The organism is Parasphingorhabdus pacifica, assembly GCF_054779195.1.
Genome location: NZ_BAAGYS010000013.1, coordinates 90033 through 105102, shown reverse-complemented (window position 1 = coordinate 105102; position 15070 = coordinate 90033). Strand labels below are relative to the sequence as shown.

Annotated in this window: 13 protein-coding genes; 8 read left to right on the top strand and 5 right to left on the bottom strand. The window is 66.7% G+C overall.

Annotation, left to right across the window (positions count from 1 at the left end; genetic code table 11):
- The first annotated feature begins 173 nt into the window (after positions 1-173).
- A complete protein-coding gene (locus ACYVAN_RS20045; protein WP_460961883.1) occupies positions 174-1340 on the top strand; it encodes an NAD-dependent epimerase/dehydratase family protein in 1167 nt (388 codons plus the stop codon).
- Positions 1341-2704: 1364 nt separating this feature from the next.
- On the top strand, positions 2705-3589 hold the full coding sequence (locus ACYVAN_RS20040) for a M23 family metallopeptidase (RefSeq protein ID WP_460961881.1): 885 nt from the start codon (positions 2705-2707) through the stop codon (positions 3587-3589).
- A gap of 291 nt (positions 3590-3880) precedes the next feature.
- On the opposite strand, the gene ACYVAN_RS20035 is transcribed toward ACYVAN_RS20040, so the two are convergent.
- From ACYVAN_RS20035 to ACYVAN_RS20020, 4 genes are all read right to left on the bottom strand, one after another.
- Positions 3881-4687 carry an RNA polymerase sigma factor SigF gene (locus tag ACYVAN_RS20035; RefSeq protein ID WP_460961879.1) on the bottom strand — a complete coding sequence of 269 codons (807 nt, stop codon included), beginning with the start codon at positions 4685-4687 and terminating at the stop codon, positions 3881-3883.
- Complete coding sequence (locus ACYVAN_RS20030) at positions 4684-5130, bottom strand: ATP-binding protein (protein ID WP_460961877.1); 447 nt, start codon at positions 5128-5130, stop codon at positions 4684-4686. Before ACYVAN_RS20030 ends, ACYVAN_RS20035 begins: the two co-directional genes overlap by 4 nt.
- A 352-nt stretch (positions 5131-5482) precedes the next feature.
- Positions 5483-6094, bottom strand: coding sequence for a vitamin K epoxide reductase family protein (locus tag ACYVAN_RS20025; protein ID WP_460961875.1), 612 nt, complete (start codon positions 6092-6094; stop codon positions 5483-5485).
- Positions 6091-6843, bottom strand: a complete 753-nt coding sequence (locus tag ACYVAN_RS20020) for a DsbA family protein (protein ID WP_460961873.1) — start codon at positions 6841-6843, stop codon at positions 6091-6093. The genes ACYVAN_RS20025 and ACYVAN_RS20020 overlap by 4 nt, the downstream gene beginning before the upstream one ends.
- Positions 6844-7033: 190 nt before the next feature.
- Between ACYVAN_RS20020 and ligD the strand changes: the two genes are divergently transcribed.
- From ligD to ACYVAN_RS20005, 3 genes are all read left to right on the top strand, one after another.
- Positions 7034-8032 carry a non-homologous end-joining DNA ligase gene (gene ligD, locus ACYVAN_RS20015; protein ID WP_460961872.1) on the top strand — a complete coding sequence of 333 codons (999 nt, stop codon included), beginning with the start codon at positions 7034-7036 and terminating at the stop codon, positions 8030-8032.
- 541 nt (positions 8033-8573) lie between these two features.
- A complete protein-coding gene (locus tag ACYVAN_RS20010; RefSeq protein WP_460961870.1) occupies positions 8574-9440 on the top strand; it encodes an acyl-CoA thioesterase in 867 nt (288 codons plus the stop codon).
- 125 nt (positions 9441-9565) lie between these two features.
- Entirely contained in the window at positions 9566-10948 is a 1383-nt protein-coding gene (locus ACYVAN_RS20005; RefSeq protein ID WP_460961868.1) for a PucR family transcriptional regulator, read from the top strand.
- A 69-nt stretch (positions 10949-11017) separates the two neighbouring features.
- On the opposite strand, the gene ACYVAN_RS20000 is transcribed toward ACYVAN_RS20005, so the two are convergent.
- Positions 11018-11848, bottom strand: a complete 831-nt coding sequence (locus tag ACYVAN_RS20000; protein WP_460961866.1) for a FadR/GntR family transcriptional regulator — start codon at positions 11846-11848, stop codon at positions 11018-11020.
- Between the two features lie 125 nt (positions 11849-11973).
- Between ACYVAN_RS20000 and ACYVAN_RS19995 the strand changes: the two genes are divergently transcribed.
- Genes ACYVAN_RS19995 through ACYVAN_RS19985 form a run of 3 tightly spaced genes read left to right on the top strand, consistent with a single transcriptional unit; the run spans position 11974 to position 14708 of the window.
- The gene (locus ACYVAN_RS19995; RefSeq protein ID WP_460961864.1) at positions 11974-12498 is read left to right on the top strand and encodes a gluconokinase; all 525 of its coding nucleotides are present in this window, start codon (positions 11974-11976) and stop codon (positions 12496-12498) included.
- A 36-nt stretch (positions 12499-12534) separates the two neighbouring features.
- On the top strand, positions 12535-13920 hold the full coding sequence (locus ACYVAN_RS19990; RefSeq protein ID WP_460961862.1) for a GntP family permease: 1386 nt from the start codon (positions 12535-12537) through the stop codon (positions 13918-13920).
- A gap of 14 nt (positions 13921-13934) precedes the next feature.
- Complete coding sequence (locus tag ACYVAN_RS19985) at positions 13935-14708, top strand: SDR family oxidoreductase (protein WP_460961860.1); 774 nt, start codon at positions 13935-13937, stop codon at positions 14706-14708.
- Positions 14709-15070: the final 362 nt, after the last annotated feature.

The window sequence follows — 15070 nt, the reverse complement described above, 5'->3', positions numbered from 1 at the left end:
TGGATCGCGTTGTATCTGTTGATTCGGGACCAAGATCCGCTTGGTTCGGGCAGATAGGACTTTTTTTATCGTGCCGGGTGTCGTCCGGCGCCGCGGAAGGCACCGGTACGCGACCGGTGTGGGATCTGCTGCCGGTGCCGGTTTCGCCACAATGATGAAGAGGAGAACAAAGAGTGCGAATCCTCGTGCTTGGGGGGGACGGCTACCTCGGTTGGCCGACTGCTCTGCACCTGTCGGATTGTGGCCACGAAGTCGCGGTTGTCGACAACTACGCTCGCAGGGCCTATGACCATGAAATGGGCGTGCAGAGTCTCGTGCCGATCGAGCCGATGCAGGTCCGGGTCGACGCCTGGGAAGAGGTGTCGGGGAAGAAGATCAAGTCTTACTACGGTGATCTCGTCGATGCCGACTTCACCTACGAGATGGTCCAGGACTTTCGTCCGGACACCATCGTGCACTTCGCCGAACAGCGCGCCGCACCGTACTCGATGATCGACCGCAAGCACGCGGTCTACACCCAGCAGAACAACGTGGTCGGCAACCTCAACGTGTTGTTCGCCATCCAGGAGATCGATCCGGAGATCCACCTGGTCAAGCTGGGCACGATGGGCGAGTACGGTACGCCGAACATCGACATCGAAGAGGGCTGGCTGGAGGTCACCCACAAGGGGCGGACCGACCGGATGCTGTACCCGAAGAAGCCGGGCTCCTTCTACCACCTGAGCAAGGTGCACGACAGCCACAACATCGAGTTCGCCTGCCGGATCTGGGGCCTGCGTGCCACCGACCTCAACCAGGGCGTGGTCTACGGGCAGGAAACCCCGCAGACCGTGCGCGATCCTCGGCTGGCCACTCGGTTCGACTACGACGCCGTCTTCGGAACGGTGCTCAACCGCTTCGTGATCCAGGCCGTCCTCGGGCACCCGCTGACCGTGTACGGAGCCGGTGGCCAGACACGTGGTGTTATCGACATCCGGGACACCGTCGAGTGCATCCGCCTCGCTGCGGAGAACCCCGCGGACAAGGGCGAGTTCCGCGTGTTCAACCAGATGACGGAGAGCTTCTCGGTTGAGGAGATCGCCAAGGTCGTCGCGAACAGCTTCGACGGTGCTGTCGACGTCGAATACCTGGACAACCCGCGCGTGGAGCAGGCGGAGCACTACTACAACGTCGTGCACACCGGTCTGGTCGACCTCGGTCTCGATCCGCACCTGCTGTCCAACACGTTGATCGACTCGCTGTTCAAGGTCGCCGAGGCGCAGAAGGGGCGGGTCGACCTCGCCGCCATGCGTCCGACCGTCAAGTGGCGGGAAGCATCGAGCCCGCTGCGAACGGACTGAGTTCGCACGTGAAGTCTCGGGTCGGGTTCCGGTCGTCGAAGGGCCGGGGCCCGGCCCGACTTTTTTCGAGTGGTCTTCCCGACGGTGGCGGCCGGTGCGCCCACCTGCGTCGTTTTGCAACTGTGCCTGATCTGGTCTGGAATATGCCAAACGAGCCATGCACACTGTGAGAACACACCGTCAGCGAGCGTCGGACGTTGGCGGCGTGCGCCCGTTTCGAAGGGCGAACGCGGTGCGGTCGCGCTGAATCGACCGCGGTACGGGGAGCGGTACCCCGGGCGCGAATTTGCTGCACCCGGGGTGCCTACCGTGCGTGCCGGGGGGCTTGCACGCACGGTCTACCGAACAGTAACCGCCAACGGGGACCGGCGCGATACGGCACGCGTGTACAAATCCGGCGTCTGAGCGCGCATTCGCCACGTCCGGCGACCGGTTCCGCGCGTTCCGGCGGTTCGAGATCGATGGGTCACCCCCCGTCCGCGGACCTCGGTCGGCGCACAGCGGAGTCCGGGAGCGCGGGCCACGCGACGTCGAGCGGTTCCTCCTGAGTGCGGTCTTCTCGACCGGCAGCCCGAGAAGCCCGGAAACGCAACCAAGCTCGCACGCGGTCCGCGAGCCGGGGGGCGCGTCCGGTTCGCGGTGCGTTCCGGGGCGGCGTCGCGGGAAAGCCCGACCCATCCGGCGATGACGCGCGCAGAATCCCGGTGGACCCGCCGCGCGAGCAGCCTGCCTGGAGTCCTGGACGCGACGTTCGACAGTCGGACGCGACGTTCGACAGTCGATCAAGCACGACCAGGCGGACCGACCTTCCACGTAGCGGGCTTCTGTCCCGAGGATGCCGGTTCGCGCGTCGGGGCGAGCTCGGTGTGGGCAAGGCCACCCGGGCGGCCGGCCGATCTTCGTGGCCGGTGGGTCAGCGAGATCGAGTTCGCCTCCGTGTCCGCCCACCCGTGCCGTGTGGGCACGGGTTCGCGGACGTTCGCCTCGAATGCCGACCAGCGACGCCATTGGTTGCACCTTTCAGTGGGGTGCGTAGTGCGCTGCGAAAACGCGAACGGCGTCGGAGATCGCGCGCCGAGTGGTATCAGCGGCTGCCTGGTTGATTCGAACAGTGGTGCCCCAAGTAGTCGCTTGGCCGGGCTCGTTACCCGAAGGTCATCTTTGTCCGTTACATAAAGTGGTCGATAGCTGTGTTTTTCCGAAGTTGACCTGCATCGAATGGGTGATGCGGTTGATGGCTTGGTAACCCTCCGCTACGTTGGCTGTCGTACGTCACGGTTCGGTCACGAACGCCTCGCCCCGAAGAGGTGATCCCGCACCCCCGTCGGGAAGAGACCGGACCTCCCCGAGACGGAAAGGCGAACATGCCCGAGCACCGCCAGGAGAGCGTCCGTACCCCGAAGAGCGCTTTCCGGGAGTCCTTCCTGAACACCTTCCACCCCCGCCGCAACGGTGAGCACCGGGGCATTCCCACCCGCAACAAGGTCATGGCGGCCGTCGTGGCCACCGGGGCACTCGCGGCCATCGGCCAGCCGATCGCCGCCAGCTCGGACAACTCCGAGGAGCGCGCGGCGGCTGTGCAGCCTGCGGCTCAGGAACAACCCCTGAGCGCCGCGGTCGCTGGATCCGAGAACAAGCCCGCTTCGGTCGAGATCCTCGGCGCTGCGCCGGCGAACAACTCGCTTGCCGAGGCGAAGAAGATCGACAAGAGCCAGGCCATCGAGCAGGCCCGGGTCGAGAAGGCGGCAGCTGAGAAGGCCGCAGCTGAGAAGGCTGCGGCTGAGAAGGCGGCGGCTGAGAAGGCGGCGGCTGAGCGGTCCGCCCAGGCCCGCGCTGTCGTGCCTGCCGCCGCACAGTCCAGCAACGGCTACATCAAGCCGGCCGACGGAACCTTCACGTCCGGCTTCGGTGCCCGTTGGGGCAGCAGCCACAAGGGCATCGACCTCGCCAACAGCATCGGCACGCCGATCAAGTCGGTCAGCGCCGGTGAGGTCATCAACGCCGGACCGGCCAGTGGCTTCGGCCAGTGGGTTCGCGTCCAGCACGACGACGGCACGATCAGCGTCTACGGTCACATCAACACCATCGATGTGAACGTCGGCCAGCAGGTCGGGGCGGGCGAGCAGATCGCCACCATGGGTAACCGTGGTCAGTCGACCGGGCCGCACCTGCACTTCGAGATCATCCAGGGTGGCCAGAAGATCAACCCGCTGCCGTGGTTGGAGAGCAAGGGCATCTCCGTCCAGTGATGAGCCGCTGCCCGGAACTCGCAATCCCCCGACGGGTTCCGGGCAGCTTCCAACCGAACGAGGCACCCGCGTTCCACCTCGAACGCGGGTGCCTCGTTCGCGTTTGCCCATCCGTCCGCCGCGAACCCCCGACCCTCTACCGGCCGGAACAAGGATCAGTCGGTCGCCGAGATCATTCGGCTACGTGCGTTCGGCACCAGGCGGGGCGTGACTCGCTGCCGCTCCACGTGCTCGAAGCCCAGAGGTGAACCACCTGTCGACGGTGCGAGGGGGCCCACCGCCCGAAGCGACCTATTCGTCGCTTTGGGTTTCGGCTTCCATGCGCTCGCGCAGCCAGGCCAGCGTGCGGGCCAACAAACGCGACACGTGCATCTGGGAGATCCCGACCTGCTCGGCGATCTGCGTCTGCGTCATCGAGCGGAAAAAGCGCATGGTCAGAATTCGGCGCTCGCGCTCGTCGAGTTCGGCGAGTAGTGGCCGGATCGTCTCGCGGTTCTCCACCTCGGCCAGTTCGGAGTCGTTCTCTCCGATGGCATCGCCGAGCGGGATCTCGTCGGTGTCGGTCAGCAGCTCGTCCAGCGAAGTGCTGCGATAAGCGTTGCCCGCTTCCAAGCCCCGGTACACATCGGCCTTGCTGGTACCGAGGTTGGCGGCGATCTCGCTCGGTGTCGGCGCACGCCCGAGCTCCTGGGACAGCCGAGCGATCGCCGAGGACACCGAGAGGTGCAGTTCCTGCAGCCGCCGGGGCATTCGGACCGCCCAACCGGTGTCCCGGAAATGCCGTCGGACCTCGCCCATGATGGTCGGCACCGCGTAGGAGAGGAAATCAACGCCGCGTTCCGGGTCGAACCGGTCCACGGCATTGATCAACCCCAAGGTCGCGACCTGAACCAGGTCTTCCTGCGACTCGCCGCGATGGCTGAACCTGCGGGCGATGTGCTCGGCCACAGGTAGGTGCTCGGTGACCAGTTTGTCGCGGAGTTCCTCGTACCGAGCGTCCTGCGCACCCATTTCAGCCAGCTCGGCGAACAGGGGTGCCAGTTCGTCGTAGCGTTCGTTGCGGGAGTGCTTGGTGCGTTCGGAATCCGCTTGCTTCACTCGTGGGCCATCCGTCCCTTGGTCAACTCGATGCGAACCAAGTGGCTGTCGACCGAACCGTCGACCGCCTCAACCGAGGTTGACACACTGTCGGTCAGCGCGCTGAGCACCCGCCAGCTGAAGGTGTCCTTGCGCGGCCCGGAATGCTCACCGCTGAGGACCTCGGACGTCACGGTCAAACCGGCCGAGTCCGCGTGATAGCGGCACACCAGCGACGCCGTTCGCGAAGCGAGGCGAACGAGGGACGAGCACGCCTCGTCGACGGCCAGCCGGATATCCGCGATGGAGTCGACGTCGAAGTCCGCGCGCATGGCGAGGTCACCGGCAACCGCGCGCATCACGGCGAGTTGGCTGGGATCGGCGGGAACGCGAACTTCGACCACGTTCGTTCCCTCGCCGTAGGGGGACGGGGCTTCCTGAGCCATGTCGGCTGCAGCCGACATAGGTTCTGCCGAAAACCCGTGTTGATGGGAAGCTGACACCTCGACACCTCGCTTTGGCCTCATATCAGGCCACCTCGTTTCAGGTCGCTTGAATGGCGACTCCGTGCTTCTCCGGAGTTCAGCCGGTCTCCTTGTCCCGGCCTCGGCACCGGAGTTCCACGGTCGGTTCCTTTGGTTGTTGAGGACACCATCACCCACAGTTGCCTGGTACCCGCGGGGCGGGGTAGGCAAACGGGTGTTCCAGTTCAGATCACCTCCCCGACGGAGGATCGACTTCGCGGTGGCCGGGCCGGTCCCCACCGTGGGCGGGTCTGCGTGTGACTCTGCGGTGCTGCACGCGGGCGGTCGATCGTCAGAGCGCCGTGACCCAGAAGTCCCAGAACGCCTGCAGGATGAGGACCACGATCGCCAGATACCACACGAGGAGCAGGAGACTGTGGAAGCGGGCCAGGGCAGCGGCTCGTCCGGTCAGGTTGCGCAGTGTGGTGTACCAGAAGATCGGGAAGGCCACGACCCACACGATCATGCAGTACGGGCACAGCGCTTGAATCTGGTAGATGCTCTGGTAGATCAACCAGTGCACGAGGACGACCCCGAGCGTGGTGCCGATCTGCAGGCCTACCCAGAACCAGCGCGGTGGTGAGAAACCCGCCAGCAGCGCGACCCCCGCGGTGACGATCACGGGGAAGGCGGCGATGCCGATCACCGGATTGGGAAATCCGAACAGGGCCGCCTGGGAGCTGTCCATCACCGAACCGCAGGAAACGATCGGGTTGAAGCTGCAGGACGGGATGTAGTCGGGGTTGAGCAGCGTCTGGATCTTCTCGATGAGCAGGGCTGCAGAGGCGATGAGCCCGACCAGGCCACCGATCACGTAGAGCCAGGCGATTCCGCGCGGCTTGGGGGTGTCGGCGGGAGAGCCGTCACCATCCGCGGAAGTATCGATCCGCTCCGCGGTCGTCATCGCGCGAGTGCCTCGTCGAGTTGCTGGCGGAACTGCTGCGCGGCCTCGTCGAAGGTCTTCACGTCGTCCGAGGGCTGCCAGCGCTGGCCGTTGATGAACATGGACGGTGTGCTCGACACGCCGGCCTTCTCACCGTCGGCGATGTCCCGGTCGATCCGCTGCTGGACTTGCTCGGAGTCCATGTCCTGGTGGAACTTGTTCATGTCGAGGCCGATCCGCTGGGCGATTCCGTCGAAGACCCGGCGGGCACGCTGCTCGTCGCCACTGGTCTCTTGCCCATTCTGCCCGACCGCCCACGACTGCCAGTCCTCGTAGATGCCGTGGTACATCTCCGTGTACTTGCCCTGCAACGCGGCTGCCTCGGCCGCCTTGGCGGCGGGCATCGCGAGCGGGTGCATGTCGAGGGGGAAGTTGCGCGTGATGAAGGTGATGCGACCTTCGTAGTCCTGCTCCACCTGCTTCGTGATCTCGGCGTAGTACTTCTGGCACACCGGGCACTGGTAGTCGAGGAACTCCACGACCGTGACCTTGCCGTCGGGGGCTTCCATGACGGTGTTCGCGTCCGGCTTCTGCAGCACCTCGGCGGGGACGGATTCCCCCGACTGCCCGCCCGCGTTCTCGTTTCCGCCGCTGTTGAACAGCAGGACCGCCCCGATGACCACCACGGCGACGACCGCCACGACAACGGTGAGCACGATGTTGGTCGAGGGGGCGCTCTTCTTGGTCAGGGGATTCGGGGTTTTCGGCATTCGTGCACCTTCGGAGGTGGACTGGCACGGGAGGGACTCCGTGCTTCGATACAGGTCGCCGTCAGTCTGTCGTATTCACACGAACGTGAAATCGACCGGGTGGCCGAGGGGATCTTGCCGCTGCGCGGACGGATCGAACGCGGAGGTGCATCGAGATGCAGGCGGCGGCGGAGCGAGGTTGGCTGACCCTATGAACGACGACCCGCTCCGCCTGCTGGACAGCGCCGAAGCGTCGAAGCTGCGCCCGTGGACGGGTGGGGACTGGTCGGAGCCCATGCTCGCGACGCTGACTCACGAGCCGTTCTCCGGAGCGGACTGGGTTTTCGAACGGAAGCTGGACGGCGCGCGTGTTCTGACCGGACGCGCGGGCGGCGACCCGGTCTTGTGGTCGCGCAACCGGAAACGGGTCAACGCCTCGTACCCGGAGGTCGCCGAGGCGTTGGCCGGACAGGGCGTGGACGAATTCCTCGTCGACGGTGAAGTGGTCGCGTTCGAGGGCAACCGGACCAGCTTCGCGCGGTTGCAGCGGCGAATGCACCTGACGAGTCCGCTGGCGGCGCGGCGAACGGGAGTCCGGGTGTACTACTACCTGTTCGATCTGCTGGCGTTCGGCGGCGTGGACCTGACCGGGCTGTCACTGCGGACCAGGAAACGCCTGCTGCGCGAATGCTTCGGCTTCGACGACCCGCTGCGCTTCAGCGCGCACCGCAACGGCGACGGCCGGGAGTTCCTCAGGCAGGCGTGTGAGTGCGGCTGGGAAGGGCTGATCGCCAAGCGGGCCGATCGTCCCTACCGCGGTGGTCGGTCGCGGGACTGGTTGAAGCTCAAGTGCGTGACGGGCCAAGAGTTCGTGATCGGCGGATTCACCGACCCGCGGGGCGGCCGGACCGGGTTCGGCGCACTGCTCGTCGGTTATTACGAAACGGGCAGGCTGCGCTATGCGGGAAAGGTGGGCACCGGCTACGACGACCGGATGCTGCGGTACTTGCGCGGTGTTCTCGAAGAGTTGCGCCGATCCGGTTCACCGTTCGTCGACGACGTTGGCGTTCGCGATGCGCATTGGGTGGAACCGCGATTGGTCGTCGAGGTCGGGTTCAGCGAATGGACCGATGACGGGAAACTGCGACATCCGCGGTTTTCCGGTTTGCGTGCGGACAAGCCTGCGAAAAGCGTGGTACGGGAGCGCTGAGGGCAGCTCGCCTGGGCGGACCGAGGTTCAGGGCCTGCTGATCGTGGTGGCAGGCCCCGCGCCCTGGACGTCGACGCTCATTGTCGTGCGAAGCTGATTTCCGCGTGTTGTGTCGCGGTCGGGGTGGCGTTTTCGGGGGGAGACCACGCCGCGAGCAACACGGTGAGGATGACCATGGCGACCGTACTGACAACCGACACAAGTGTGCGGCTGTTGCTTTGCATGATTGGCGCTCCGCAAATCTCGAGAAGGTGCATTGGGGGACTGTGGGGGCTTTAAAGCCTCCACTTGAGCTGTCGCTGCCGGAGGTAAGAACGTTAGTCGCTCCGCGCATCTTCCCGGTGTGATGTATGCCTCCTTGTTTGCAATGCCTGTGCGCACCTGATTCAGCTGCGTTCAACGCGTTGTGTAGTAGGCCGATTACCGGGCGGAACCGAGGGGGCGATGGTTGTGTGGCCGAACACCTTCTCTTTCCGCGATGGCGTCCGAGCGGTTCTCTTTCGAGGGCGCGGATTCGTGTTCGAACGTTGAGGAGTGGTGCATGAACAGCCCGGCGGAAGACGATATGCCGAGTCTGCGGGAGTTGCTCGATCTCTCCGCTGCCGGTGGGGACCGCTTCCTGGGACGTACCCAGCCCCGGCCGAAGCGGCGGTTGTTCGGTGGGCTGCTGTTGGCGCAGTCCATCGCGGCTGCGGGCCGGACGCTTCCGGACGGCCGCCCGGTGCACTCGATGCACGCCTTGTTCGTGCGGGGTGCTGATCCGGAGCATCCGGTGGAGTATTCGGTCGAGCGGGTCAGGGACGGCGGTTCCACCTCGGCTCGCCGCGTGATCGCGCGGCAGCAGGACCAGGAGGTCTTCTCCGCTACGGTGTCGTTCCAGCTGGAGCGCGCGGGTCTGGCTCACCAGGCCGAGTTTCCACCTGCGACGCCGCCGGAGGACCTGGTTCCGCTGCACGAGCGGTTCGCCGAATCCGATGTGCCGATCCCCGACTGGTGGCGACTGCCGCGGGCGATCGAGCTCCGGCACGTCGATTCACCGCCCTACCCGGCTCCGGTTCGGGCCCGCGAGGACGGCCGCCACCTGGTGTGGATGCGGGCACCGGAAACGCTGCCGGACGAACCGCTGCTGCACGCGTGCGCGCTCGCCTACGCTTCGGACATGACGCTGCTCGAACCCGTTTTCCTGCTGCACGGGGTGGATCGGCACGCTTCCGATGTCGCGCTGGCCAGCCTCGATCACGCGATGTGGTTCCACGGCGGCTTCCGTGCGGACGAATGGATGCTTTACGACCAGGAGTGCCCGGTGGCGGCGGGTGGTCGCGTGCTGGGGCGGGGTTCGGTCTTCGACCGTTCGGGGCGCCAGCTCGCCACGGTCGCGCAGGAGGGACTGCTGCGGATTCGCCGCTGACCTCCGGCCCATTCCGGCGGACGGGGATGCGTGGCCGCGGGACTACGGGTGGCGGGACCGCAGGAGCGCGGGACTGCGAGGTCGCGTCGCGGTGGGGCTGCGCGCCGCCGGGGTATCGTCTCGGCGTGGCAGCCGATACGTCCGATTCCGGGCCTGCGGAGCGGGCCCGAGATGCCCGTGGTTCCGAGCCCGCCGAGCACGATTCCGGCGACGCTGGCGTCCCGAACACCGCCGATGCCGATCCGAAGTGGGCCGCGAACACCGCGAACACCGATCTCATCGGGGCCGGTGCTGTCGGGGCAGCCGCCGGTGAACCCGACCTGGCCGTTGTGGAGAACGCGCACTCGCTGGCGAAGGCGCGGCTCGGGGATGTTCCGGTGCTGGCCGCGCAGCTCATGCGAGCCATCTTCACCGACAACCCGGAATGGACCGATTACAGCCCCGTGCCGAAGGAGGACCTGTGGGAGGGCTGCGAGCGGTATCTCGGCCGGGTGCTGCAGATCCTCAGCGGCGCGGTGCCCGGGCCGGACGGTGACGATGTCGCCGCCGAGATCGGACGACGTCGTGCGGAGCAAGGCGTTCCGCTGGAGGTGATGTTGCGGACGTTCCGGCTCGGCGGGCGCATCGTCTGGGAGTCGTTGGTCGAGCAGGCGCGGGTGGACGGTGCCGATCCGGGAGTCGTGCTGGGCGCGGCGACCTCGATGTGGACCGTGATCGACGGGTTGTCCTCGACGTTGTCCACCTCGTATCGGAACACCGAGTTGGAGCAGCTGCGCCGGGACGATCAGCGCAGGCACGCGCTGGTGGAGGACCTGCTCAGCGGCCGGGCCCGGGACACGGCGTTCGCGCAGCGGACGGCCAAGGAGCTGGACCTGCCGACCGGTGGGGGCTATCTGGTGGTGGTCGCCGAGATGCTGACCGACGGTGCACTGGCGTTGCGCGGTCAGCAGGTGGTGCTGGGTGACCAGCACATCCGGTCGGTGTGGCAGGTGCGGGCGGACACGCTGGTCGGCCTGGTCGCGTTGGAGCAGCGCGCGGAGGAATCGGTGCTGGACGTGCTGCGGCCGTTGGCGCGGGGCAGGGTGGCGGCTTCACCGGTGGTGCGTGGTCTGGGCGAGCTCGGGTTGGCCCATCAGCTCGCGGTCACCACGTTGGCGACTTCGTCGCACGGCTCGGCCGAGCTGGTTTCGTTGCGCGAGCGCTATCCGGAGGCGCTGCTGGTGCAGTCGCCGGATCTGGCGCAGCGGCTGCTGGACTCGAAGCTGGGTCCAGTGCTGGACTTGCCGGTCAAGGAGCGGGACATGCTGCTGGAGACGCTCACGGCTTGGTTGGAGGAGAACTGCTCGACGGCGAACACGGCGGTGCGGTTGCACTGCCACCGGAACACCGTGCTCAATCGGCTGCACCGGCTGACGGCCTTGATCGGTGAACCGCTCTACGGGCGCGGCGCCTACGTCACGCTGTCGTTGGCCCTCTCGGCGCTGCGGCTGCGTGATGGCCTTCGGTGATCCGGCAGGCGCCGCTGCAGGATCCGGTGGAGCTGGAGGAACCTGCGGAGCGGGAGTCCGGGTCCGCCGTTACGAGATCGAGGTGGCGTCCCTGACCTCGGCGAGCAATTCGCGCATGGCGTCTTCGGCGTCGGTCGCGCGTCCATCGGCCACCGAGTAGGCCACTTCCTCGTGCAGGGCGAGTGCCTCGGGCACGGGTTGGTGCGGCATCAAGCCGAGCTGCGTGCGGCCCTGCAGGACCGCGGTGACCACCCCGGCGAGTGCTTCGAACATCTCGTTGCCGCTGGCTCGCAGCAGCGTGGTGTGGAAAGCGATGTCCAGGTCGAGGAACTCGTTCAGCTCGCCGGCCTCGCCTTTGGCACGCATGGAGTTCGCCAGTTCGACCACGCGGGAGCGCTCTTCTCCAGCGGCGTTGCGTGCTGCTGCCGCCGCGGCGAGTGGTTCGACCGCGATGCGGAGTTCGGTCAGCGACCGCAGTTGTGCGTCGCGGCCTTGGCCGGAGAGCCGCCACCAGATGACCCGCGGGTCGAACACGTTCCACGAGTCCTGTGGCTGCACGGTGATGCCGACGCGGCGGCGTGAGGTCACCAGACCCATCGACTGCAGGATTCGCATGGTCTCGCGGGCCACCGTGCGGGACACGCCGAAACGCTCTTCGAGGCGGTCCAGGGTGAGCACGTGACCGGTGGGGAGCGCACCGTTGGTGATCTCCTCGCCGAGCGCGTCCAGCATCGTGCTGTGCAGGGCCTCGACGGTAGACCCCGCGCCGGGTTTCGAACCGGAGGTTTCCGCGTCCGCGGGTCCGGGGCGTTCGGCCGCGCGCGCGTGCCGACCACCCATTCCACCCCCGGAGCTGGACCTGGTCAACCTGTTCTCCTGCTCGACGCCTCCTGGACCCATCCACGCAGATTACCCGCGAAGAGGGTCTTCCCCGTCACATGGAATGGTGATAACTTTCGCCGCCAATGGTAACACCTTTGCTGATCGCGCGTCGCGATGATCGGCGACGTTCGACAGGAGGCCGTATGACACCGACTTGCCTAGTGGTGATGGGTGTATCGGGAGTCGGTAAGAGCACGGCCGCGCTGTCGCTCGGCGACAGCCTCGGCTGGATCACCGCCGAGGCCGACGAGTTCCATCCCGAGTCCAACATCGAGAAGATGACGGAGGGGATCCCGCTCGTCGACGCGGACCGGTTGCCGTGGTTGTCGGCGATGCGCGACTGGATCACCGAGCGCGCGGAAGCCGGCGAGAACACGGTGGTCACCTGCTCGGCGCTGAAGCGGACCTATCGGGAAATCCTGCGGGAATCACGCGCCCGGGTTCGTTTCGTCCACCTGCGCGGCACGCCCGAGATCATCGAGCAGCGGCTCTCGGAACGGTCCGGGCACTTCATGCCGCCGTCACTGCTGGAGTCGCAGTTCGGCGACCTCGAACCGCTCCGGGCCGATGAGGACGGTGTCTCGGTCGACGTCGACCGATCTCCCGAACAGGTAACCCATCGCGCACTCGTGTCCCTCGGACTCGTTGCCACCCCGACCGCGCGGTAACGCGGACCCCCCGATGAGAAGCAACGGAGCTTTCACATGAACACCGACGAATGGACCCAGACGCTGGGGGCGGGGCCCCTGCTCGCGATAGCCGGTGGAGCGGTCGCCGTACTGCTCTTCCTGATCATCAAGCTACGCGTGCACGCGTTCCTCGCGCTGGTGGCGGTGAGCACGGTTACGGCGTTCGCCGCGGGAATCCCCGCGGGCAGCATCGTCGACACCATGGTCGACGGTTTCGGCTCGACGGTGGGTGAGGTCGCGCTGCTCGTCGGGCTCGGCGCGATGCTCGGGCGACTCCTCGAAGTCAGCGGTGGTGCGCAGTCGCTCACCGATTCGCTGCTGGCGAGGTTCGGGGAGCGGCGGGCACCGCTGGCGCTGGGCATATCCTCGCTGCTGTTCGGCTTCCCCATCTTCTTCGACGCCGGCCTCGTCGTGATGCTGCCGATCGTGTTCGCGGTCGCACGCAGGCTCGGCGGTGGGGTGCTGCGCTACGCCCTGCCTGCGACGGGTGCGTTCTCGGTGATGCACATCTTCGTTCCGCCGCACCCCGGTCCGGTGGCGGCCAGCGGACTGCTCGGGGCCGACATCGGGATCGTCCTCGCGCTCGGTCTCGTCGTCGCCGTGCCCACCTGGTACGTGACCGGCTATCTCTACGGCCTCTGGGCGGGCAAGCGCATGGTGCTGCCGGTGCCCGACCTGCTCAGCGGCGGTAGCCCCATCGAGCAGGACGAGAATCCGCCGCGGCCGCGGACGGTCGTCTCGCTGCTGCTCCTGCCGCTCGTGCTCATCTTCGCCCACACCGGCCTGGAAACCGCGGGCGAAGCAGGCTGGGTCAGTTCCGATGCCGGTTGGTTCGACATCGCGCGGGCACTCGGGGCGACCCCGATCGCGCTGCTGATCAGCGTTTTCGTCGCCACCTACGTGTTGGGAACGCGTCGCGGGCGCGGTCACGACGTGGTCGAGAAGCTGCTCGACTCGGCTCTCGGCCCGGTGTGCTCGATCATCCTGATCACCGGTGCCGGTGGCATGTTCGGCAGCGTGCTGCAGGAGAGCGGCATCGGCGAGGCCCTCTCCGGGGTGATGTCCCACCTGAACATGCCGGTGATCGTGGCCGCGTACGTGATCGCCACCGTGATTCGGATCGCCCAGGGTTCGGCGACCGTCGCTCTGACGACCGCCGCCGGCCTGGTGCAGCCACTCGTGCTGGGTCAGGCGTTCAGTTCCGTGGAGCTCGCCGCACTGGTTCTCGCCCTGGCGGCCGGTTCGGTCACCGCGGGACATGTCAACGATTCCGGATTCTGGCTGGTCGGCCGGTTCTTCGGGATGGATGTGAAGACGACGCTGAAGACGTGGACGGTGATGGAGACGGCCATCGGCCTGATGGGCTTCGGCATCGCCTCGCTGCTGTTCGTGATCGGTTGATCAAGGAGTTTTCGTTGGCACAGACACTGTTCGACCTGTCCGACCGAACCGCCCTGGTCACCGGTAGCAGTCGCGGCATCGGTCATGTCATCGCCACGGGGCTGGCAGACGCCGGTGCCACCGTGGTGCTCAACGGGCGGGATCCGGAACGGCTCGCCACCGCGCGCACCGCGCTGGAGACCGCCGTGCCGGGTGCCGCCTGCGAGGTGGTGCCGTTCGACGTGACCGACGAGCAGGCCGTCGACGACGCGGTCGCCGGCATCGCCGAGCGGCACGGCGGCGTCGACATCCTGGTGAACAACGCGGGTTTCCAGCATCGCGAACCGATGCTGGAGCTCTCGCTGCGGGACTGGGACAGCGTGCTGCGCACCGATCTCACCAGCGCGTTCCTCGTCAGCCGTGCGGTGGCGAGCGGCATGGTCGAACGCGGCAGCGGCAAGATCGTCAACATCTGCTCGGTGCAGGCGGAGCTGGCCCGCCCGTCGATCGCCGCGTACACGGCGGCCAAGGGCGGACTGCGCAACCTGACTCGGGCGATGACCGCCGAGTGGGCCGGGCGAGGGTTGCAGATCAACGGCATCGCTCCCGGTTACTTCGACACCGAGCTGACGTCGAAGCTGGTGGCCGACGAGGAGTTCAGCGCCTGGGTCAAGGGGCGGACGCCTGCCGGTCACTGGGGCCGGACCGAGGATCTCGTCGGCCCGGCGGTGTTCCTGGCTTCGGACGCTTCGGCGTTCGTCAACGGACAGGTCCTGTTCGTCGACGGTGGCATGACCTCCGTCGTCTGAGCCCCGGTCCCGTACCGGACTCCGACCGGGGGTGGTGCGCGCGGTCGCCGCGCGCACCACCCCCGGTCTTGACGCACGACGCGGGCAATCATGGCTTCGGGCCTATGAGCAACCCGGCAAAGCCAGCCGCGGAGATCGTCGCCGTAGCGCTCCGGCTGGAGCTCCTCGGTTTCGGCTCCGATTCTTGTCGACATACCTTCTCGGTTGATGAACTTCGAGAAGGTCGCGCAGGTCCCTATTTCCTGTTCGGGCGCACGTAGAAGGCGACGAACACAGCGATCAGGACGATGGCGACACCACCAGCAATGTAACTCCCCGCGGAACCCCTGGACCATATCAGGGAAACACCAAAGGCCGCGACG

Bases quoted from the DNA above. Each gene is read 5' to 3' on its own strand.
- ligD (WP_460961872.1), top strand. From the start codon at position 7,034: ATGAACGACGACCCGCTCCGCCTGCTGGACAGCGCCGAAGCGTCGAAG.
- ACYVAN_RS20020 (WP_460961873.1), bottom strand. From the start codon at position 6,843: ATGCCGAAAACCCCGAATCCCCTGACCAAGAAGAGCGCCCCCTCGACC.
- ACYVAN_RS19990 (WP_460961862.1), top strand. From the start codon at position 12,535: ATGAACACCGACGAATGGACCCAGACGCTGGGGGCGGGGCCCCTGCTC.
- ACYVAN_RS20030 (WP_460961877.1), bottom strand. From the start codon at position 5,130: ATGTCGGCTGCAGCCGACATGGCTCAGGAAGCCCCGTCCCCCTACGGC.
- ACYVAN_RS20000 (WP_460961866.1), bottom strand. From the start codon at position 11,848: ATGGGTCCAGGAGGCGTCGAGCAGGAGAACAGGTTGACCAGGTCCAGC.
- ACYVAN_RS20010 (WP_460961870.1), top strand. From the start codon at position 8,574: ATGAACAGCCCGGCGGAAGACGATATGCCGAGTCTGCGGGAGTTGCTC.
- ACYVAN_RS19995 (WP_460961864.1), top strand. From the start codon at position 11,974: ATGACACCGACTTGCCTAGTGGTGATGGGTGTATCGGGAGTCGGTAAG.
- ACYVAN_RS20025 (WP_460961875.1), bottom strand. From the start codon at position 6,094: ATGACGACCGCGGAGCGGATCGATACTTCCGCGGATGGTGACGGCTCT.
- ACYVAN_RS20040 (WP_460961881.1), top strand. From the start codon at position 2,705: ATGCCCGAGCACCGCCAGGAGAGCGTCCGTACCCCGAAGAGCGCTTTC.